Source organism: Chondrinema litorale (assembly GCF_026250525.1).
GTDB lineage: Bacteria > Bacteroidota > Bacteroidia > Cytophagales > Flammeovirgaceae > Chondrinema > Chondrinema litorale.
Genome location: NZ_CP111043.1, coordinates 3,831,665 through 3,848,567, shown reverse-complemented (window position 1 = coordinate 3,848,567; position 16,903 = coordinate 3,831,665). Strand labels below are relative to the sequence as shown.

The following is a 16,903-nucleotide window of genomic DNA, read 5'->3' as shown; positions in this document are numbered from 1 at the left end:
AAATTTAAGTAATAAACCCTCAAAGATGTTTACTAATTAGTTTATTAAGTAACTAACTTGTTGAAGTTAAAACAAACACAAAGAGATGATTAAAACACTTAAATTTTTATTTCTAATTACAACTATTTCGGCACTTTGCTGGAGTTGTGGCGGCAGTTCGTCTGAAAATGATTCTGAAGAATACACAGAAGAAGAAGCTCCTGAGGATGAACAAAGTATGGAAGAAAAAATAAAGGAAAATCCTGCTGCTGCTATGCAAGAAGCCATGAAAGAAATGACCAAAGCGGTTGAAGAAAGTGGCATGAGTAAAGTAGAACCGGTGGATTTTAGAGTGCTTAAAGACTTATTACCTGATGATGTGGCAGGTATAGACAAAACCAAATCTGAAGGTGAAAAAAGCGGAGCTATGGGCATTAAGATGTCTAAAGCAGAAGCTAAGTACGAGGATGGAGATAAGAAAATCGACATTACAATTACAGATATGGGCTTTATGTCTGCTGGTGGTTTAGGTGGTTTTATGTCTGCTGGTTGGTTAATGGCCGAAGTGGATAGAGAAAGCGATACCGAGTATGAAAAAACTACTACCATTAACGGTTACAAAGGCTTTGAAAAATATCAGTTTGATAACAAACGTGGTGAGCTTTCTGTAATGGTTGCCGAAAGATTTTTAGTACAAATAGAAGGCAGAAATGTAAGCATGGATGATTTAAAAGATGCCTTGGATGATATCGACCTAGATGATTTGGAAGATCTGAAAGACGAAGGTATTGAATAAAAAGTAATTATTATTTTGAAAAATAAAGCTAAAATTAAAGGTCTTTATCTGTTAACCGATCCGGTCTTATATGGAGATAAAGACCTTTTTTCAATAATAGAGACAGCCGTTAAAAACGGGATAGATGTTATACAATACAGAGATGATCTTATTAAAGAGCCTCTATTTATTGAGAATGCTAAAAGAATTAAAGAAATATTAACTCCCTATCAGGTTCCGCTTATCATTTCTAATCGCATAAATGCAGTTATACCATCTGATGCAGATGGTATACATCTAGAAGCTAACCATAGTGAAGTTTTAAAAGTGAGAGCAGTTTTAGGTGATAATTATGTCATTGGCTGCTCTGTACATTTTCCTGAATTAATAAAAGAGACAAACCAACTCCCATTAGATTACATTGCCACTGGCCCGGTATTTCATACATCTACAAAACAATATTCGCACTCCGAATGGGGTACTGAAAGAATAAGAGAAGCTGTTCAAAAATCTATACATACACTAGTTGCGGTAGGTGGCATAAATTTAGATAATATCCAAAAATTAGCCGATACTGACATAAAATGCCTTGCATCGGTCTCAGAGCTACTTCAATTCTCTTTACAACCCGAAAAGTTAACCAAATTTAGACATGTAATTAAAAGTTAAATATTTAAATGTTTCTAAACTTTTGCTAATACGCTAATAAACAGGTACTGCACTTGCATTAATATAAGTAAGAAACATAAAATAAAACTTCATGCATAAGGAACTTCCTGCTGAATTTTATAAAGAACTTAATGCTAATTCTTTACTATATAAAAGTACTACATCTAACTATCAGAGTTGTTACAGCATTTATTCAAATGCAGGTAATAACATCTTAAAAGTAGATTGTTCTGGAAAAATGGAAATAACTGATCTCAAGCGCGAGTTCGGTATTATGGATTATATTGTGAGCATTGCTTTAAAATATAATCCAGATGTTTCATTCATAGTTAAATATGATTCCAGACAACTATTGCTTCCCTCTTTCAAAATAAGGAAAGAGTTTTTAAATAAAATACAAAAGCTATTTGCTGCCGGTCATATTGAACACGTAGCCTACATCGAACATCGAAAATCTGTATTAATCCTTTCACGGTTGTTTATCACATTTATCACAGGTATGAGCTACTCTTTGCATCAAGACAATTCTTCTGCAGACCAAACCATTAACAGTTACTGCTCTATAATAAAGAAGAAATCGATTGATAATCAATTAAATAATAACAGGTCTTCATTACAAAACTCTATCACATTTCCAGAGTGGTCTTATTCAAGCAAAAAAGATAAATATGCTATCCGTGTTGCTTTACTAAGCAATAAAATAGTGTATTCAAAATCTAAAGGTGTTTTAGATCACACCACTATTGTAGAGACATATAAAATTCTACATAAGGTTATAGAATTTAATGGTGGCAGTACAGAGTGTGGAATTATTGACATGTCTGAGGTTAAATATGTTAGCAGAAAGGCGAGGAAAACGTTTGAATATGAAGCATTAAAAATTTCTAAGAAATGGAAAATGTGCTATTGTATTTTACCTTCTTACGCAAAAACACTTTTCAGACTTTATAGCTTTTTTAATCCTGAAATTATGACCCAAATTCAAGTTGTAAGCAGCTTTGAAGAGGCAATTGCACATTCAGAGGGATTAAATGAAGAAACTCCGGTTGGAAACCAGGAAGAAAATATTGATAACCTCAGTTACCAAGAACTGAAAGAAAAATACCTAGAAACTAAGAAATCGTTAGATTCTGTTAAAGAAAAGCAAACAGGAAGAATTGCAGAGCTTACTAAAGTTTTTGGCAGTATTACCTGGAATAAACACTTTACTCCAATTAAACCTAGTATTGACCCTGATGATGAGTTCTATGATCTATTCGAAACATCATGGATTTTGCAAAACGATATAAATGAAATAATGTCTGAGCAAAAGCACCTAAACACATTATTAAGCAATAAAGTAAATGAACAAAACGAAGCACTAACTCACACAGAAAATAATTTAAGAAATATAATTAATAATTCTGACAAGCTCATATTCTTAGTTGATAGAAGGCAAAACCTAATCGAAGCAAATACTAATTTTCATGATTTTATTAAAGATGTATATAACATACACTTTGATATTGGAGAAAACCTAAACGAAAAGCTTTCTATTTTTCCTAATATATTAAATAAATGGAATAAATGGTTTAAAGTAGCATTAACTGGCAGAAGTCCATTTTTTGTAGAAAACCTATCAATTAACGGCTTAGAATTAATTTATGAATTTAGGTTATTCCCAGTATTCGAAGATGGCAAGATAACAGGCGTGTCTGTAAGAGCATTTGATATTACCACCCAAAAGAACTTCGAAAGACAATTACAAAACCATAATAAAGAATTACAAAAAGTTAATTCTGAACTAGACCAGTTTGTTTACAGTGTTTCACATGATTTAAGAGCTCCCCTAACCTCTTTAATGGGATTAATTGAAATTTCGAAACTAGAGCAAGATCCTGCTGCAATAAAACAATATGTGCACTTACAGGAAAAAAGTGTGAAAAAACTAGACAATTTTATTCAGGATATCATTCATCTATCAAGAAATTCAAGAACAGAAGTAAAATATGAGGAGATTGATTGCAATAGTTTCTTTAATGATATTATTAGCGATTTTCAATTTATGTCACAAGCTGAACTAATCAAAAAACATGTATCAATTAATCAAGTTGAGCCTCTTTATGGAGACAAAAGCAGATTGAAAATCATTTTCAGCAACTTGATTTCTAATGCTATAAGATATGCTGACCTACACAAAAGTGATCCATTCTTTAAAATATCTGCCAATATAAACTCTTCATGTGCAGAGATTATAATAGAAGACAATGGTCAGGGAATTAAAGAAGAATATCAGGAAAAAATATTTGATATGTTTTACCGAGCTAATACCGAAAAAAATGGATCGGGACTCGGTTTATACATATTAAAAGAATCATTAAAAAAGATAAATGGCTCAATTGCTTTGCAATCAGTCTATGGCAAGGGCAGTTCTTTCACAATCAATTTCCCTAATAAAATTCCTGAAGGTGACTTAATTAAAAGCTGATTATTCAATTATTAGCGTCTTATTTCCTTCATTTTTCATCAAAAAAGTAACAATCTGTTTATTTTGCATACACAAACTGACAGGTTGTTACTTTCTTTTTATGACAACTTTTACCAATCACCAATTTATTTTTTCAATCAAAATATTTTCTTCTATAAAGTGTCAGTGATTTTGTGACATAATGTCATTAAAGATCTGTTGGCATAACCATTGAGTAATGACTTAAGACAGAAAATCAGAACATTATTAATATATAAATTATCATGGGAAAAATTATAGGTATTGATTTAGGTACGACTAACTCATGCGTTGCTGTGATGGAAGGTAATGAACCAGTAGTAATTCCAAACAGTGAAGGAAGGAGAACTACTCCATCAATAGTTGCATTTCTAGACAACGGTAAGGGAGAGAGAAAAGTAGGTGACCCTGCAAAAAGACAGGCAATTACCAACCCTACTAATACTATTATGTCTATTAAAAGATTTATGGGTAAGAAATTCTCAGAAGTTTCAAATGAGATGCAAACCCTATCTTATAAAGTAGAACAAGGTAACAATAACACACCAAGAGTTAAAATTGGTGACAGATTATATACACCTCAAGAAATTTCTGCAATGGTTCTTCAAAAAATGAAGCAAACTGCAGAAGATTACTTAGGTACTACTGTAACAGAAGCTGTAGTAACTGTACCTGCTTACTTTAACGATGCTGAAAGACAAGCAACTAAAGAAGCTGGTGAAATTGCAGGTCTTACTGTAAAAAGAATTATAAACGAACCTACTGCTGCATCTTTGGCATATGGTCTCGACAAAAAAGATCAAGATCAAAAAATCGCAGTATTTGACCTTGGTGGTGGTACTTTCGATATTTCAGTTCTTGAACTAGGTGATGGTGTATTTGAAGTAAAATCTACCAATGGTGATATTCACTTAGGTGGTGATGACTTTGACCAAAAAATTATTAACTGGTTAGCAGAAGAGTTCTTAAGTGACGAAGGAATTGATCTTAGAAAAGATCCAATGGCGCTTCAAAGATTAAAAGAAGCTGCTGAGAAAGCTAAAATAGAACTTTCAAGCTCTAGCAGCACTGAAATCAACTTGCCATATATTATGCCTGTTGACGGAGTTCCAAAACACCTTGTAAGGTCTTTATCAAGAGCTAAATTCGAGCAACTTTGTGATGATCTTTTCAGAAGAACTATGGAGCCTTGTAAATTAGCATTGAAAGATGCTGGTATGTCTGCTTCAGATATCGACGAAGTAATTCTTGTTGGTGGTTCTACTAGAATCCCAAGAATTCAAGAAGAGGTTGAAAAATTCTTTGGTAAAAAACCATCAAGAGGTGTTAACCCTGACGAAGTTGTTGCAATTGGTGCTGCAATTCAAGGTGGTGTACTTACTGGTGAAGTAAAAGACGTATTATTACTTGACGTAACTCCACTTTCATTAGGTATCGAAACTATGGGTGGTGTATTTACTAAACTAATAGAGTCAAATACAACTATTCCAACTAAGAAGTCGCAAGTATTCTCTACTGCTGCTGATAACCAGCCCTCTGTAGAAATTCACGTACTTCAAGGTGAGCGTCCAATGGCAAAAGACAACAAAACTATCGGTCGTTTCCACCTAGACGGAATTCCACCAGCTCCAAGAGGTGTTCCTCAAATTGAGGTTGCATTCGACATTGATGCTAACGGTATTCTTCATGTTTCTGCCTTGGATAAAGGAACTAACAGAGAGCAAAAAATCCGTATTGAAGCTTCTTCTGGATTAACTGAGGATGAAATCCAAAAAATGAGAGACGAAGCTAAAGCTAATGAGGATTCTGATAAAGCTGAAAAAGAGAAAATAGAAAAAATCAACTCTGCTGATTCTATGATTTTCCAAACAGAAAAGCAGCTTAAAGAATATGGTGACAAGCTTTCTGAAGGAAACAAAACTGCTATCGAAACAGCTCTTGCTGACTTGAAAAAAGCACATGAAGCTAAAGATATCAATGGAATCGACTCTTCTCTAGAAGCATTAAACTCTGCATGGCAAGCTGCTTCACAAGAAATGTATCAACAACCAGGTGCTGATGCTGGTGCTCAAGAAGGGCCTCAAGCAGATGCTGGTGCTGATGCAGGTGGAGAAAGCAAACCAGAAGAAGATGTTACTGATGTTGAGTTCGAAGAAGTGAACGACAAAGACAAAAAATAATTCCACGTAACATAAATAGTGAAAAAGCCACTCGAATTGAGTGGCTTTTTTTTATATAAATAGTTTTTCAATAAGTTCATCCAACTTACCAATTGGTGTAACTTTAATTTTAAACTTATTTTCTGGAAGCGACTTTACCCCAAATTTAGAAATGTAAATTTCATTAAATCCTAATTTTTCTGCTTCTGCCACGCGGTTTTCAATTCTGTTAACCGATCTAATCTCCCCACCTAATCCAACCTCGGCAGTAAAAGCAATTTTATTATCTATATTCACATCATTAACAGATGAAATTACAGAAGCACAAACGGCTAAATCTATAGCCGGATCTTCTATTTTTAATCCCCCTGTTACATTTAAAAATACATCAGATAAACTCAATCGAAAGCCGCCCCTCTTTTCTAGAACTGCCAATAACATATTTAGTCTTCTAGCATCAAAACCTGTACAACTTCTCTGAGGTGTACCATAGGCGGCAGTACTTACCAATGATTGAATTTCAACAAGAAGAGGCCGATTTCCCTCTAAAGTAGCTCCAATTGAAATCCCACTCAAATCAGAATCTCTTTGGGAAATAAGAATCTCAGATGGATTAGTAACCTGCCTTAATCCTTGTGCTCTCATCTCATAAATACCAATCTCAGATGTTGAGCCAAATCTATTTTTTATGGTTCTCAGCACACGATAACTCATATGCCTGTCTCCCTCAAATTGCAATACAGTGTCTACCATATGCTCTAGTACCTTAGGCCCAGCTAAGCCACCGTCTTTAGTAATATGACCAATAAGAAAAACAGGTGTGGAAGTTTCTTTGGCAAATTGAATTAATTCTGCAGTACACTCTCTTACTTGGGAAACACTTCCTGCAGCCGATTCCATTCTATTACTCGCTAAAGTTTGAATTGAATCGATAACCATTATTTCCGGATCAACTTCAGAAACTTGCTGAAAGATACTTTGGGTATTTGTTTCGGTTAAAACAAAGCACTTCTCAGAACTAAATGGCAGCCTATCAGCTCTTGATTTAATCTGCTCTGCACTTTCTTCACCAGAAACATATAATATCTTAAAATGCTTTAATCTAAGAGCCAACTCTAACATAAGTGTCGACTTACCTATACCAGGCTCGCCACCAATTAATACAACAGCTCCTGGCATAATTCCACCACCTAGTACCCTATTTAGTTCTGTATCTTGTGTATTAATTCTTTTTTCGTTAACAGATTCTATCTCAGAGATAATTTTGGGCTTGTTCATTTTAGTATCGCCAGATTTCATCGGGTTCCACTTACCTGTATTGGTCTCGGGTACAATTAACTCTTCTTGTAAGGTATTCCACTCTTGACAAGAAGGACATTTACCCATATATTTTGGCGATTGATAGCCACAATTTTGGCAGAAATATGCAGTCTTACTTTTTTTAGCCATTCCTCAAACACAGTTATATTTATCTAAACAACACTTTTCGCAGAATTTATTTGTAGTAAAAAAATAAAATTAATTATTTGATTTATTATATATTTTTAAAATTTTATACTAAATCTTGGCCAACTTTAAAAATAGAATCCTTAATAAACAACTCTTCAAAAAATTATTTCATTATCTTTAAACAATGATCTTGAATTAATATCGTATTTCCGTTACTAACATATAATAAAATATTGCCTCATAATCTATGCGTTTAAAAAATTCCTAATCAAAAATTAACACACTAACGTAAATTTTTAGATTAACAAAACCATGGACTTTGCACTGCTTAATTACTTAGATAAAAATACGCTTCACGTAAAGATTAGTCCTATTTTACCAACTACTGAAGAATTTAATAATTACCTTGAGAAACTTACTTCTTTAGTAAAAAATAGTGAAGATCTTTATTTACTCGTAGACACTACTTATGCTTCATACCTTCCTTCTGAATTAAGAAAGCTTCAAGCAGATTGGATAACTGACAATAAGGAATTGATAAAGAAAGTCATTATAATGACGGTTCATGTTATTCCTGATGCTATACAGCGATCTATATTTAATGCTATTTTTCTAATTCAGAAACCTGTAGTACCTTATAAAGTCGTTCCTGATATAAAAACTGCTATTGAAATTATGGATATATCAAAAAGCAGTAAAAAGGTAGCTTAAGTTTTTTAAACACTTCTGTGAACATTATCAGACACTTTTCTTTTATATAGATAAACAGTCTTAAATATATAGTGGATAATTCTAGTTATTCTATCATTCTGTTTGATGGTGTTTGTAATCTATGTAATGGAAGTGTTAATTTTATAATAGATCACGATAAAAAAAACAGGTTCAAGTTTACATCTCTCCAATCTGAAACTGGTCAGAAATTATTGGAGACACACAACTTGAACCTTGAGCTTGAAAGTATTATTCTTATTGAGAATGAGAAAACTTACCAAAAATCTGATGCAGCATTGCAGATTAGCAAAAAGTTAAACTTTCCAGTTCCTATGCTTTACATTGCTATAATTATTCCTCGGTTTTTAAGAGACCATATCTATAATTATATCGCAAAAAATCGCTATAAGTGGTTTGGGAAATCTGATAGTTGCAGAATGCCGACACCAGAATTAAAAGCAAAATTTATTTAACTGGCTTTTCTCATTCTTTTCCCAAAATACTCATTATAATGTGAAAGGATGTTGAAATTATCCTGATTATAATTATAAAACTTGTTAGAAGAATATGGATATATTCTGCTTTCGTCTGACAGTTTTAATCTACCTGCATCATAGTGCATTTTATGAAGAATTTCTTCTGCCTCATCATCACTATGAATTTCGATTGGCCTTGGACCTTTTTGCCAAAACTGTATTTTATGAAATAACATATCAATACAGAACAAATCGAGTGTTTTCTTGTCTTTTTTACGTAGCTCTGTCAACATATCTACAGAGGTCTCTCTTAAAAACTGCACATGAGGACTTTCGCTAGACTCCTCGCCTTTAAGCTCCCACAAACATTCCACTTTAGTTGGTAAAATTACAAAACCATACAGGTTAATTTTTCTACTATCAACCAGATGCTTTAAGTTTTTTACAATTTTCTTACAAAATGTTTCTTTGTGAAAAAGCGGCTGCAATTTAAGCGTCGAAACTGAATAGTGGATTAACTTATTTCTTTGCATGATAATAAAAATGTGTGTTTAATTAGGTTAAAAAATTAGATATGTGTGTATTTATGGTTATTACGGATATTATATTTAGCGTTTTAATGCTATTCAATTAACGGAACTATATGCACCATCATATTTATCTACAGAACTTTACAAGCTTTTGTTTCAAGATTTTCAGCCATCTTTTGGTTACGTTATATTTAATGTTTATATCTCAAAAAGTAACACTTGCAGAAAGCACAACCGATAATTACCCAAAAAACAACTCAGTAGACATCACTCAATACACCTTTGAGCTTACACTTAATGATGTAAATGACTCTATATATGGAGTAACAACTGTAGAAGGAATTATTAAACAACAAAAAGTAAATACCATCACTTTTGATCTCTCTAATGTTACCGAAGAAAGAGAAGGTAAAGGAATGATTGTAGACAATGTTCAGATACATTCCGAACATGGGATTAGAAGCTATAATCATGAAAATGATAAATTAGAAGTCTTTTTTACAAACAGCTTACAACCTGGAGAAAGGTTTACTTTAAACATACAATACAAAGGCATCCCCTATGATGGATTAATTATCTCTGAGAACAAATTTGGAGATAGAACATTTTTTGGAGACAACTGGCCAAACCGCGCTCACCATTGGTTAGCTTGTATAGATCATCCTTATGATAAAGCTCAATGCTCATTTATAGTAAAAGCTCCCCTACATTATGAAGTAATTGGTAGTGGCACAAAAACAGAAGAAAGTTTTATAGATGAGAAAACAAAAATAACCAAATGGCAAAGTGAAACAGATTTAGCTACAAAAGTTATGGTAATTGGTGTAGCCAAATTTGCGATTCAATATCTTGAGCCTGTTGATGGAACCTCTATTGAAAGTTGGGTTTTTCCTCAAAATAAAAAAGAAGGCTTTGATGACTACGAACCAGCTCGCAGAGTCTTTAGCTATTTTAATGATAAAATAGGTCCTTTCTCATACAGCAAACTGGCAAATGTTCAGTCTAAAACAAAATATGGAGGGATGGAAAATGCCGGAAATATTTTCTATTACGAAAATTCGGTAACTGGAGAAAACAAAGTAGAACAGTTAATAGCCCATGAAGTAGCTCACCAGTGGTTTGGAGATGCAATAACTGAAGCCGACTGGCACCACGTATGGCTTAGTGAAGGGTTTGCTACATATTTTACAGACCTCTATATAGAAAACACCTATGGTAGAAATTCTATGAATAGTTTGTTAAATTCTCAAAAAGCAGCCATTCTAAATTTTTATCAAGAAAATCCAGCGTCTTCTATAATTGATTTCAACATTACTGATCTTAACAAATTACTAAATACCAACTCTTATCAAAAAGGAGCATGGACATTACACATGCTTAGAAAACAAGTAGGTACAGATACTTTTTGGAAAGCGATAAGGGCATATTATAAAGCTTATAAGGATAAAAATGCACTTACAAAAGACTTCCAGTATTATATGGAAAAGTTCTCTGGCCTGGAGCTCGAATGGTTCTTTGAACAATGGTTATACAGACCGGGGTTACCACAGTTAGAAACATCTTGGAAATACAGTAAAAAGAGTCAAATGCTTTCATTTACTATCGATCAAACTCAAACCGAAGAGGCTTTTAGTTTTCCTTTAGAGATAGAATTGAGCTATAAAGATGGGACAAAGGAAAGGAAAACGATTGAAGTTACTCAAAGAAATCAAAGTATTGATATTCCATTAAAAGACAAACCTGTAACAATTGTAAAAGATCCAGACTGCTGGTTTTTAGGTTATTTTAATTGACCATTAATCATGAAGTTTGGCATTTCACACTATTTTACCAATGTGCCCATTCTTACTTCGTAATTCAATTGTTGAATTGATTCTAAGTATGCCTTAAGGGCAAAGTCATTAGAGTGAAATGCCAAATCTTCCCAAGGGATTTCATCCAAGTTAAATAGCTGTAATTCTTCACTCTCAGTAGTTACCGAAAACTTATCACTTTCTAGTTCTGCTAAGAAATGAAGCATCACCTGATTAATCTGAGGAATAGTATATATGGAGATTAGTTTTCCAATTTTAACTTTTGCATTTGTTTCTTCGAAAGCTTCTCTGGCAGCTCCTTCTGGTAAAGTTTCCCCATTTTCCATATAGCCACCGGGCAAATTCCAAAAACCTTTTCTAGGCTCTATTGCTCTTCTACATAACAATATTTTACCCTCCCACTGAGGGATACAACCTACAACAATTTTTGGATTTTGATAATGAATGGTTTCACAATTTTTACAATAATACCTAAAGTGATTATCTCCTTCAGGTATCACCCATTCAATTAGATCGCTGCCACAGTTACTACAAAATTTCAAACTATTTCAATTTTATAAACTTGGTGTATTACCTCCATCTACTGGCAAGTTAATCCCGTTTACATAAGCTGCAACCGGTGAAGCCAAATATGCCACTGCTCCTGCTACTTCTTCTGATGTTGCAAATCTTTTAGCAGGTACAGTTTCCATCATAATTTTTTCGTATTCGTCAAAAGTCTTATTGTTCTTTTCTGCACGTACACTAATAAGCCCATCTAACCTAGCAGTTTTTGTAAAACCGGGCAAAACATTATTTACTGTAATTCCAAATGGGGCTAGCTCCCTCGCCAGTGTTTTGGCCCAACTAGCCACAGCACCTCTGGTTGTATTAGATACACCTAAGCCAGGAATAGGTACTTTTACTGAAGTTGAGATAATGTTGATTACTCTACCGTATGCATCTTCTTTCATCCCATCTACAAATGTTTGAACCAAGTGCTGGTTACAAATGAGGTGTGCAGAAAAAGCTTTTAAAAACTCCTCTGGTTTAGCATCAATGGCGTCTCCTGCTGGTGGGCCTCCTGTATTATTAACTAGTATATTTACTTTTCTGCCATCTGATACATAATCCTGAATTTTTGCTTTCAATAAATCAGGATTAAAAAAATCAGCCACAAGACAATCATGTTTTTGACCTTGCGAGGTATCTAGCAAAACACTTAACTCTTTTAGCTTTTCTTCGTTTCTGGCACAAAGGGTAACATTAGCTCCCAAAGACGCTAATTCAAAAGCGACTGCCTTGCCAATTCCCTGAGTACTTCCACAAACAAAAGCCTGCTTATTTAATAAAGAAATATCCATAATAAAAAAATACAGTATAAACCATCAGTAATGATTTATACTGTTTATTAAAAATTAATATTAATTTCCGCTACTTGCTCTTACAGCAGCCACCTCTTCAGGAGTTACTGCATCAGCATCATTTCCGAAGCTTGATCTTACAAATGATAGTACATTAGCAATTTGCTGATCGGTAAGAAAACTGTGAGATGCCATTACATTATTGTAAGTTTCGCCTTTAATCTCAATCTCTCCAGTTAAACCATTCAATACAATACCGATAATCCTTTCTTTTTCTCCTAAAACATATTCTGTTTGCGTTAAAGGAGGATTCATTCCTGGAACCCCTTCTCCATTTGCCTGATGGCATACTTGGCAATATGTTTTGTAAATACCCATTCCAGGATGTACTTGTGGTTTTTCCTCTTTTGCTTCTTCTTGTGTTGGTTTTGCTTCTGCAACAGTTTCAGTTGTAGATTTTTCTGAACTACCACCACATGAAATTAAGCCCCATACACAAAATGCAAATACAAAATAAAATTTGTTCATAGATAAATAAAATTAGAATAGTTTTAATTTTTAATCTGTTTTGCCAGAGAAATTTATATAATCTCAGTTTAATACTATCAATTATAACTAATTAGATGAATTTATTCTTAAGGAATTTACTCAAACTATAAATATTTAGTCTAGAGAAGCTAATTTCTCATCATAATAGAGCACCCTCCAAATCTTCCCTTCTACAGAGTCTGAGATATAAAGCGAGCCGTCTGGTCCTTGAGTAAGTCCCATTGGTCTATGTTTAGCATCTGAAGTTGACATTACGCTATCTACCCCAGCAAAACCTGTTGCAAATCTCTCCCACTCACCAGAAGGCATACCATCTTTAAAAGGAACAAATACAACTGAATAACCTTGCTGAGCGTAAGGGCCTCTATTCCATGAACCATGAAAAGCGATAAAAGCACCATTTTTATATTTTTCTGGAAACAAATCACCAGTATAAAATAACAAGTCATTTGGTGCCCAGTGAGCTGGAAAAGTTAAAATTGGAGGCACTACATTTTCGCATCTACCTGTTTTTTTTCCATCACCACCATATTCTGGTGCAAGTATTTTTTTATCTTGAAAATGATCGTAATAGCAATAAGGCCAGCCAAAATCATCTCCATCACTAATTTTCAAAAACTCTTCTGAAGGTAATTCTGCACTTTGTTCATCATCGTAAAATTCTGAAAACAGATTACTTAATTGGTCCCTACCATGTTGAACTGCATATAAAGAGTTGGCAGAAATATTCCATTCTAAAGCTACGGAGTTTCTAATACCTGTGGCATATCTATGTCCATCTACTTGATGAACCTGATTAAGCTTATTTGCATCAAATTGCCAAATACCAGCCTGAAACTCTAATTGAGGACAAGGATCTAATCCGGGCGAACCGGGTGTTCTGCCAGTCTCCATACATGCATTAGAAGGTGCGCCCACATTCACATACATATGCCCTGCATTATCAAAGGCAAGAGACTTTGCTTCATGAGATCGTTGTGTAGGAAAGCCAGAAACGACCGTTTCTGGAACTGCACCTGATGGAACTAAGCCATTTTCGAGCTTATAACGATAAACAGAAGTATCTGAAGAAACATACAAATAACCATTGTACAAATGAACACCTGTTCCAACATAATCGCCAAATGCAGATTTTACATCGTATTTCCCATCTCCGGTTGTGTCAGATAATACAATCACACCATTCTCATTTTCTAGTTTTCTGAGTTTGATGTAAATACTTCCTTTTTCATCTACAGTAAGGTGTCTAGCCTTACCAACAGCTTTGGCAACAGTAACAGCCCCAAATCCTGAAGGCAATTCTATACCTCCATTATCATTATCTGCAACTGGTAAGTTTGATACGTTTGATGTTGTTTCTGAATCGGCATTTTGCTTATCACAAGAATAAAAAAATGAGCTAATTAATAAGATATATGCTATTTTAAAAATATGCTTTGAGTACATAGTTTCATTAAATTTAAAATGAGTAACTATGTAAAGATATAATATTAGGAATTAAATAATAAGGCAGAATTACATTCAAATATTTGTACCCAAAGAAATAGCTCAGTTTGTTAAAATGACTTTTTCTTTGATGTTATTTTGAGTACACACCGAATGTTTATTTTTTAAAGGAAATGTAATTATAAATTTAGAGCCTGTATCTGCTTTGCTCTCTACTCTAATAAATCCACCAATTGAAGTTATAGCCTTCTGTACAATATATAAGCCCATTCCATCACCTTTAGAACTTACAGATCCTACATAAAACATATCAAAAATATGCTCTAAACACTCACTCTCTATACCAATACCATTATCGCTTACACTTAACTCTACAAATCCATTCTGGTGTTCAAAAAGCTTAATAACAACCTTATGTTTTCTAGTATTATCACTAAACTGGAGGGCATTCTCAACAAGATTTTTTATTATAATAGTTAGAATATTTGGGTCTATTTCCAGAACTACCGGAATTGTATCTTCAATAATCTCAATTTTCTTCTCATTAATTATATTTATAAAGGAATCAACCACTCCTGAAATCACCTTAGGCACATCAGTATGGATGTTTTTATTATCGTAATCTATATTTATAATACTTACTGCATTTAACTTCTCTAAAATCCGCTCCATTCTCAACACAACAACCTGTAACTTTATAAGATAATTTTGAAGATTGGTCGTATTTTCCAAATCCATCTCAAACAATTGAAGCAAGCCTTTTATTCTAGCAACTGGCCCTTTTAAGTTGTGAGAACTTCTGTATAAAAACTCATCTAACTCCTTTTTTGCAACAATCACATCCTTACTTCGCGATTCAACTAGCTTTTCAAGGTTTTTATTTATTTTCTGAATTTCTCCATTTTTCACTTCAACTTCACGTTGGCTTTTCTTTAAGTTTTCAAAAGACTTTCTTAAAATTTGTTCATTCTTATGCAGTCTTTCATTAGCACTATGTATGAGTTCTGCCTGAGCCAAGATTTCTGCATTTAACTCTTGAAAATGTTGTGCATTTTGTATTAGATCATTTCTATGTTTTATTATTTCTTCATTTTTAGTTTTAATTTCTTTTGTTCTTTCAACTACTTTATTCTCCAATTCTTTGTTGTAGTTTTCTTGCATGAGCTTATTCTTATTAAGCTCCATAATTAACTCCTTCTGAAAAATTACTTTTTCTTTTTCATTGTGTCTGATTCTCAAAATCAAACTCACAGCAAAAAATAATATTTCTAACAGAATACCGAATTGAATAATCAACTCAGAATTATCAACCTCAAAATAATTAGCAAAAAATGCAAGAATATATGAAACCAGAATTGAAATAATACCTGCATTTAGCACTTGCTTCTGCTTAACATTTCCATATTTTATTCTCAAAAATGAAATTGAAAAGTAAATCATCGAAAATGAAGCTAAACCATTTGCCAAATTGGAAAACACCAGACCCCTATCCATCGTCCATTGTAGGCTAACTGTTTCGACAAGCACAAAGCCTGTATTTAACCCTATTATTAGCAATACACTCTTAAAGAACCAAGAGTCTAGTGACGAATACCTGATATAGTGTTTAACAAATAAGAAATATGCAATTGGAACAAAGTTTTGGAAAACTTTTAAAAAGAAATTAATGTTCGGGAAATTACCTAAAATGTAATTGCCGGTAATGCCAAAGTCCCATAAAAAATATAAAGAAACTGAGCCTAGGTAAATTGAATAGTATAAATAATTTTGATCAAGTATAAGTATAAAAAGCAGTAGAGATATTAACATCAATACTCCCAAAACCGATTGAAATATAATTTCTTTTAAAGAGCAATAAAAATAGAAAGTCATCCAGCTCTCATATGGTGTGAGCAGCCAATTTAGATTAACTTGCGACTTCTCAATATTTTCAAGCTTTACAAATAGCGTGAAACTCTCTGAGTGAAGATCTCTGAGTGATATTATAAAATCTTTTCTTCGAGCTAGAATTTCTTTAGAGCTAGCTTCTACAAACTCGCCACCCTTTTGGTAAGAAGATATTCCTTCGTCTTCTATCAACCATGCTTCGGCTATTTTAACATCGTGGAGTTTAAAAACATAATCTCTTAAAACAACATCCGAAACAACATTCAATTTTACCCATAAATTCTCTGATTGTGAAAATCGATGTTCATCGGTGTCTACGAGTTTTTGCCAGTAACCTCCGTTTAAATCTTTAACTTGGTAAATACTTAACTCCTCCTCACCTTCTACAAAAAAACTTAAGTGCTTTTCAATTGCTATTGTAGAGTCGCTATCTGAATAAATTACCAACTCCTGTCCTTTGCAAAACAGTAAGCTGTTAAATAGCAGATAATATAAAAGCAAGCCCCTTAGCATCAACTTGAATGAGATTAGAAAACCATTGTTTCGAATAAACTGTAATCTGAGAGAGTCTAGTTAAAAAAATCATATTTGTATATGACTTTAAAAACCTCTTACTCAAATGTTTATTGTT

At 33.4% G+C, this 16,903-nt stretch carries 14 protein-coding genes; 7 read left to right on the top strand and 7 right to left on the bottom strand.

Going from position 1 to position 16,903, the window contains the following annotated elements:
• Positions 1 to 85 precede the first annotated feature (85 nt).
• The 4 genes from OQ292_RS15910 to dnaK all read left to right on the top strand — a co-directional run bounded on the left by OQ292_RS15910 (position 86) and on the right by dnaK (position 6,088).
• The gene (locus OQ292_RS15910; RefSeq protein WP_284683128.1) at positions 86 to 775 is read left to right on the top strand and encodes a hypothetical protein; all 690 of its coding nucleotides are present in this window, start codon (positions 86 to 88) and stop codon (positions 773 to 775) included.
• A 15-nt stretch (positions 776 to 790) separates the two neighbouring features.
• Positions 791 to 1,423 (top strand): thiamine phosphate synthase, encoded by a 633-nt coding sequence (thiE, locus tag OQ292_RS15905; protein WP_284683127.1) that lies wholly within the window; start codon positions 791 to 793, stop codon positions 1,421 to 1,423.
• Positions 1,424 to 1,514: 91 nt separating this feature from the next.
• Positions 1,515 to 3,890: a sensor histidine kinase gene (locus tag OQ292_RS15900; protein WP_284683126.1), complete on the top strand. Its 2,376-nt coding sequence runs from the start codon at positions 1,515 to 1,517 to the stop codon at positions 3,888 to 3,890.
• A 263-nt stretch (positions 3,891 to 4,153) separates the two neighbouring features.
• A complete protein-coding gene (gene dnaK, locus OQ292_RS15895; RefSeq protein WP_284683125.1) occupies positions 4,154 to 6,088 on the top strand; it encodes a molecular chaperone DnaK in 1,935 nt (644 codons plus the stop codon).
• Between the two features lie 51 nt (positions 6,089 to 6,139).
• Here the strand turns inward: dnaK and radA are convergent, their stop codons facing one another.
• Positions 6,140 to 7,516, bottom strand: coding sequence for a DNA repair protein RadA (gene radA, locus OQ292_RS15890; protein ID WP_284683124.1), 1,377 nt, complete (start codon positions 7,514 to 7,516; stop codon positions 6,140 to 6,142).
• Between the two features lie 312 nt (positions 7,517 to 7,828).
• On the opposite strand from radA, the gene OQ292_RS15885 reads away from it, so the two are divergent.
• Both OQ292_RS15885 and OQ292_RS15880 read left to right on the top strand, forming a co-directional pair.
• Positions 7,829 to 8,227, top strand: a complete 399-nt coding sequence (locus OQ292_RS15885; RefSeq protein ID WP_284683123.1) for a hypothetical protein — start codon at positions 7,829 to 7,831, stop codon at positions 8,225 to 8,227.
• A gap of 71 nt (positions 8,228 to 8,298) precedes the next feature.
• Entirely contained in the window at positions 8,299 to 8,700 is a 402-nt protein-coding gene (locus tag OQ292_RS15880) for a thiol-disulfide oxidoreductase DCC family protein (RefSeq protein ID WP_284683122.1), read from the top strand.
• On the opposite strand, the gene OQ292_RS15875 is transcribed toward OQ292_RS15880, so the two are convergent.
• On the bottom strand, positions 8,697 to 9,236 hold the full coding sequence (locus OQ292_RS15875; RefSeq protein WP_284683121.1) for a hypothetical protein: 540 nt from the start codon (positions 9,234 to 9,236) through the stop codon (positions 8,697 to 8,699). The two genes, OQ292_RS15880 and OQ292_RS15875, sit on opposite strands and share 4 nt — an antisense overlap.
• Before the next feature lie 191 nt (positions 9,237 to 9,427).
• Here OQ292_RS15875 and OQ292_RS15870 point away from each other — a divergent pair, with 191 nt between their 5' ends.
• Positions 9,428 to 11,026, top strand: a complete 1,599-nt coding sequence (locus tag OQ292_RS15870; RefSeq protein WP_284683120.1) for a M1 family metallopeptidase — start codon at positions 9,428 to 9,430, stop codon at positions 11,024 to 11,026.
• A 29-nt stretch (positions 11,027 to 11,055) separates the two neighbouring features.
• On the opposite strand, the gene OQ292_RS15865 is transcribed toward OQ292_RS15870, so the two are convergent.
• From OQ292_RS15865 to OQ292_RS15845, 5 genes are all read right to left on the bottom strand, one after another.
• A complete protein-coding gene (locus tag OQ292_RS15865) occupies positions 11,056 to 11,589 on the bottom strand; it encodes an NUDIX hydrolase (RefSeq protein WP_284683119.1) in 534 nt (177 codons plus the stop codon).
• A 12-nt stretch (positions 11,590 to 11,601) separates the two neighbouring features.
• A complete protein-coding gene (locus OQ292_RS15860) occupies positions 11,602 to 12,390 on the bottom strand; it encodes an SDR family oxidoreductase (protein ID WP_284683118.1) in 789 nt (262 codons plus the stop codon).
• Positions 12,391 to 12,450: 60 nt separating this feature from the next.
• On the bottom strand, positions 12,451 to 12,918 hold the full coding sequence (locus OQ292_RS15855) for a c-type cytochrome (protein ID WP_284683117.1): 468 nt from the start codon (positions 12,916 to 12,918) through the stop codon (positions 12,451 to 12,453).
• 135 nt (positions 12,919 to 13,053) lie between these two features.
• The gene (locus OQ292_RS15850) at positions 13,054 to 14,385 is read right to left on the bottom strand and encodes a PQQ-dependent sugar dehydrogenase (RefSeq protein ID WP_284683116.1); all 1,332 of its coding nucleotides are present in this window, start codon (positions 14,383 to 14,385) and stop codon (positions 13,054 to 13,056) included.
• A gap of 102 nt (positions 14,386 to 14,487) precedes the next feature.
• Positions 14,488 to 16,785 (bottom strand): sensor histidine kinase, encoded by a 2,298-nt coding sequence (locus tag OQ292_RS15845; RefSeq protein ID WP_284686014.1) that lies wholly within the window; start codon positions 16,783 to 16,785, stop codon positions 14,488 to 14,490.
• Between the last annotated feature and the right edge of the window lie 118 nt (positions 16,786 to 16,903).

What these genes read in the sequence shown, in the direction of transcription:
- OQ292_RS15910 (WP_284683128.1), top strand. Translation starts at nt 86, where the DNA reads ATGATTAAAACACTTAAATTTTTATTTCTAATTACAACTATTTCGGCA.
- OQ292_RS15900 (WP_284683126.1), top strand. Translation starts at nt 1,515, where the DNA reads ATGCATAAGGAACTTCCTGCTGAATTTTATAAAGAACTTAATGCTAAT.
- dnaK (WP_284683125.1), top strand. Translation starts at nt 4,154, where the DNA reads ATGGGAAAAATTATAGGTATTGATTTAGGTACGACTAACTCATGCGTT.
- radA (WP_284683124.1), bottom strand. Translation starts at nt 7,516, where the DNA reads ATGGCTAAAAAAAGTAAGACTGCATATTTCTGCCAAAATTGTGGCTAT.
- OQ292_RS15885 (WP_284683123.1), top strand. Translation starts at nt 7,829, where the DNA reads ATGGACTTTGCACTGCTTAATTACTTAGATAAAAATACGCTTCACGTA.
- OQ292_RS15875 (WP_284683121.1), bottom strand. Translation starts at nt 9,236, where the DNA reads ATGCAAAGAAATAAGTTAATCCACTATTCAGTTTCGACGCTTAAATTG.
- OQ292_RS15870 (WP_284683120.1), top strand. Translation starts at nt 9,428, where the DNA reads ATGTTTATATCTCAAAAAGTAACACTTGCAGAAAGCACAACCGATAAT.
- OQ292_RS15860 (WP_284683118.1), bottom strand. Translation starts at nt 12,390, where the DNA reads ATGGATATTTCTTTATTAAATAAGCAGGCTTTTGTTTGTGGAAGTACT.
- OQ292_RS15855 (WP_284683117.1), bottom strand. Translation starts at nt 12,918, where the DNA reads ATGAACAAATTTTATTTTGTATTTGCATTTTGTGTATGGGGCTTAATT.
- OQ292_RS15850 (WP_284683116.1), bottom strand. Translation starts at nt 14,385, where the DNA reads ATGTACTCAAAGCATATTTTTAAAATAGCATATATCTTATTAATTAGC.
- OQ292_RS15845 (WP_284686014.1), bottom strand. Translation starts at nt 16,785, where the DNA reads ATGCTAAGGGGCTTGCTTTTATATTATCTGCTATTTAACAGCTTACTG.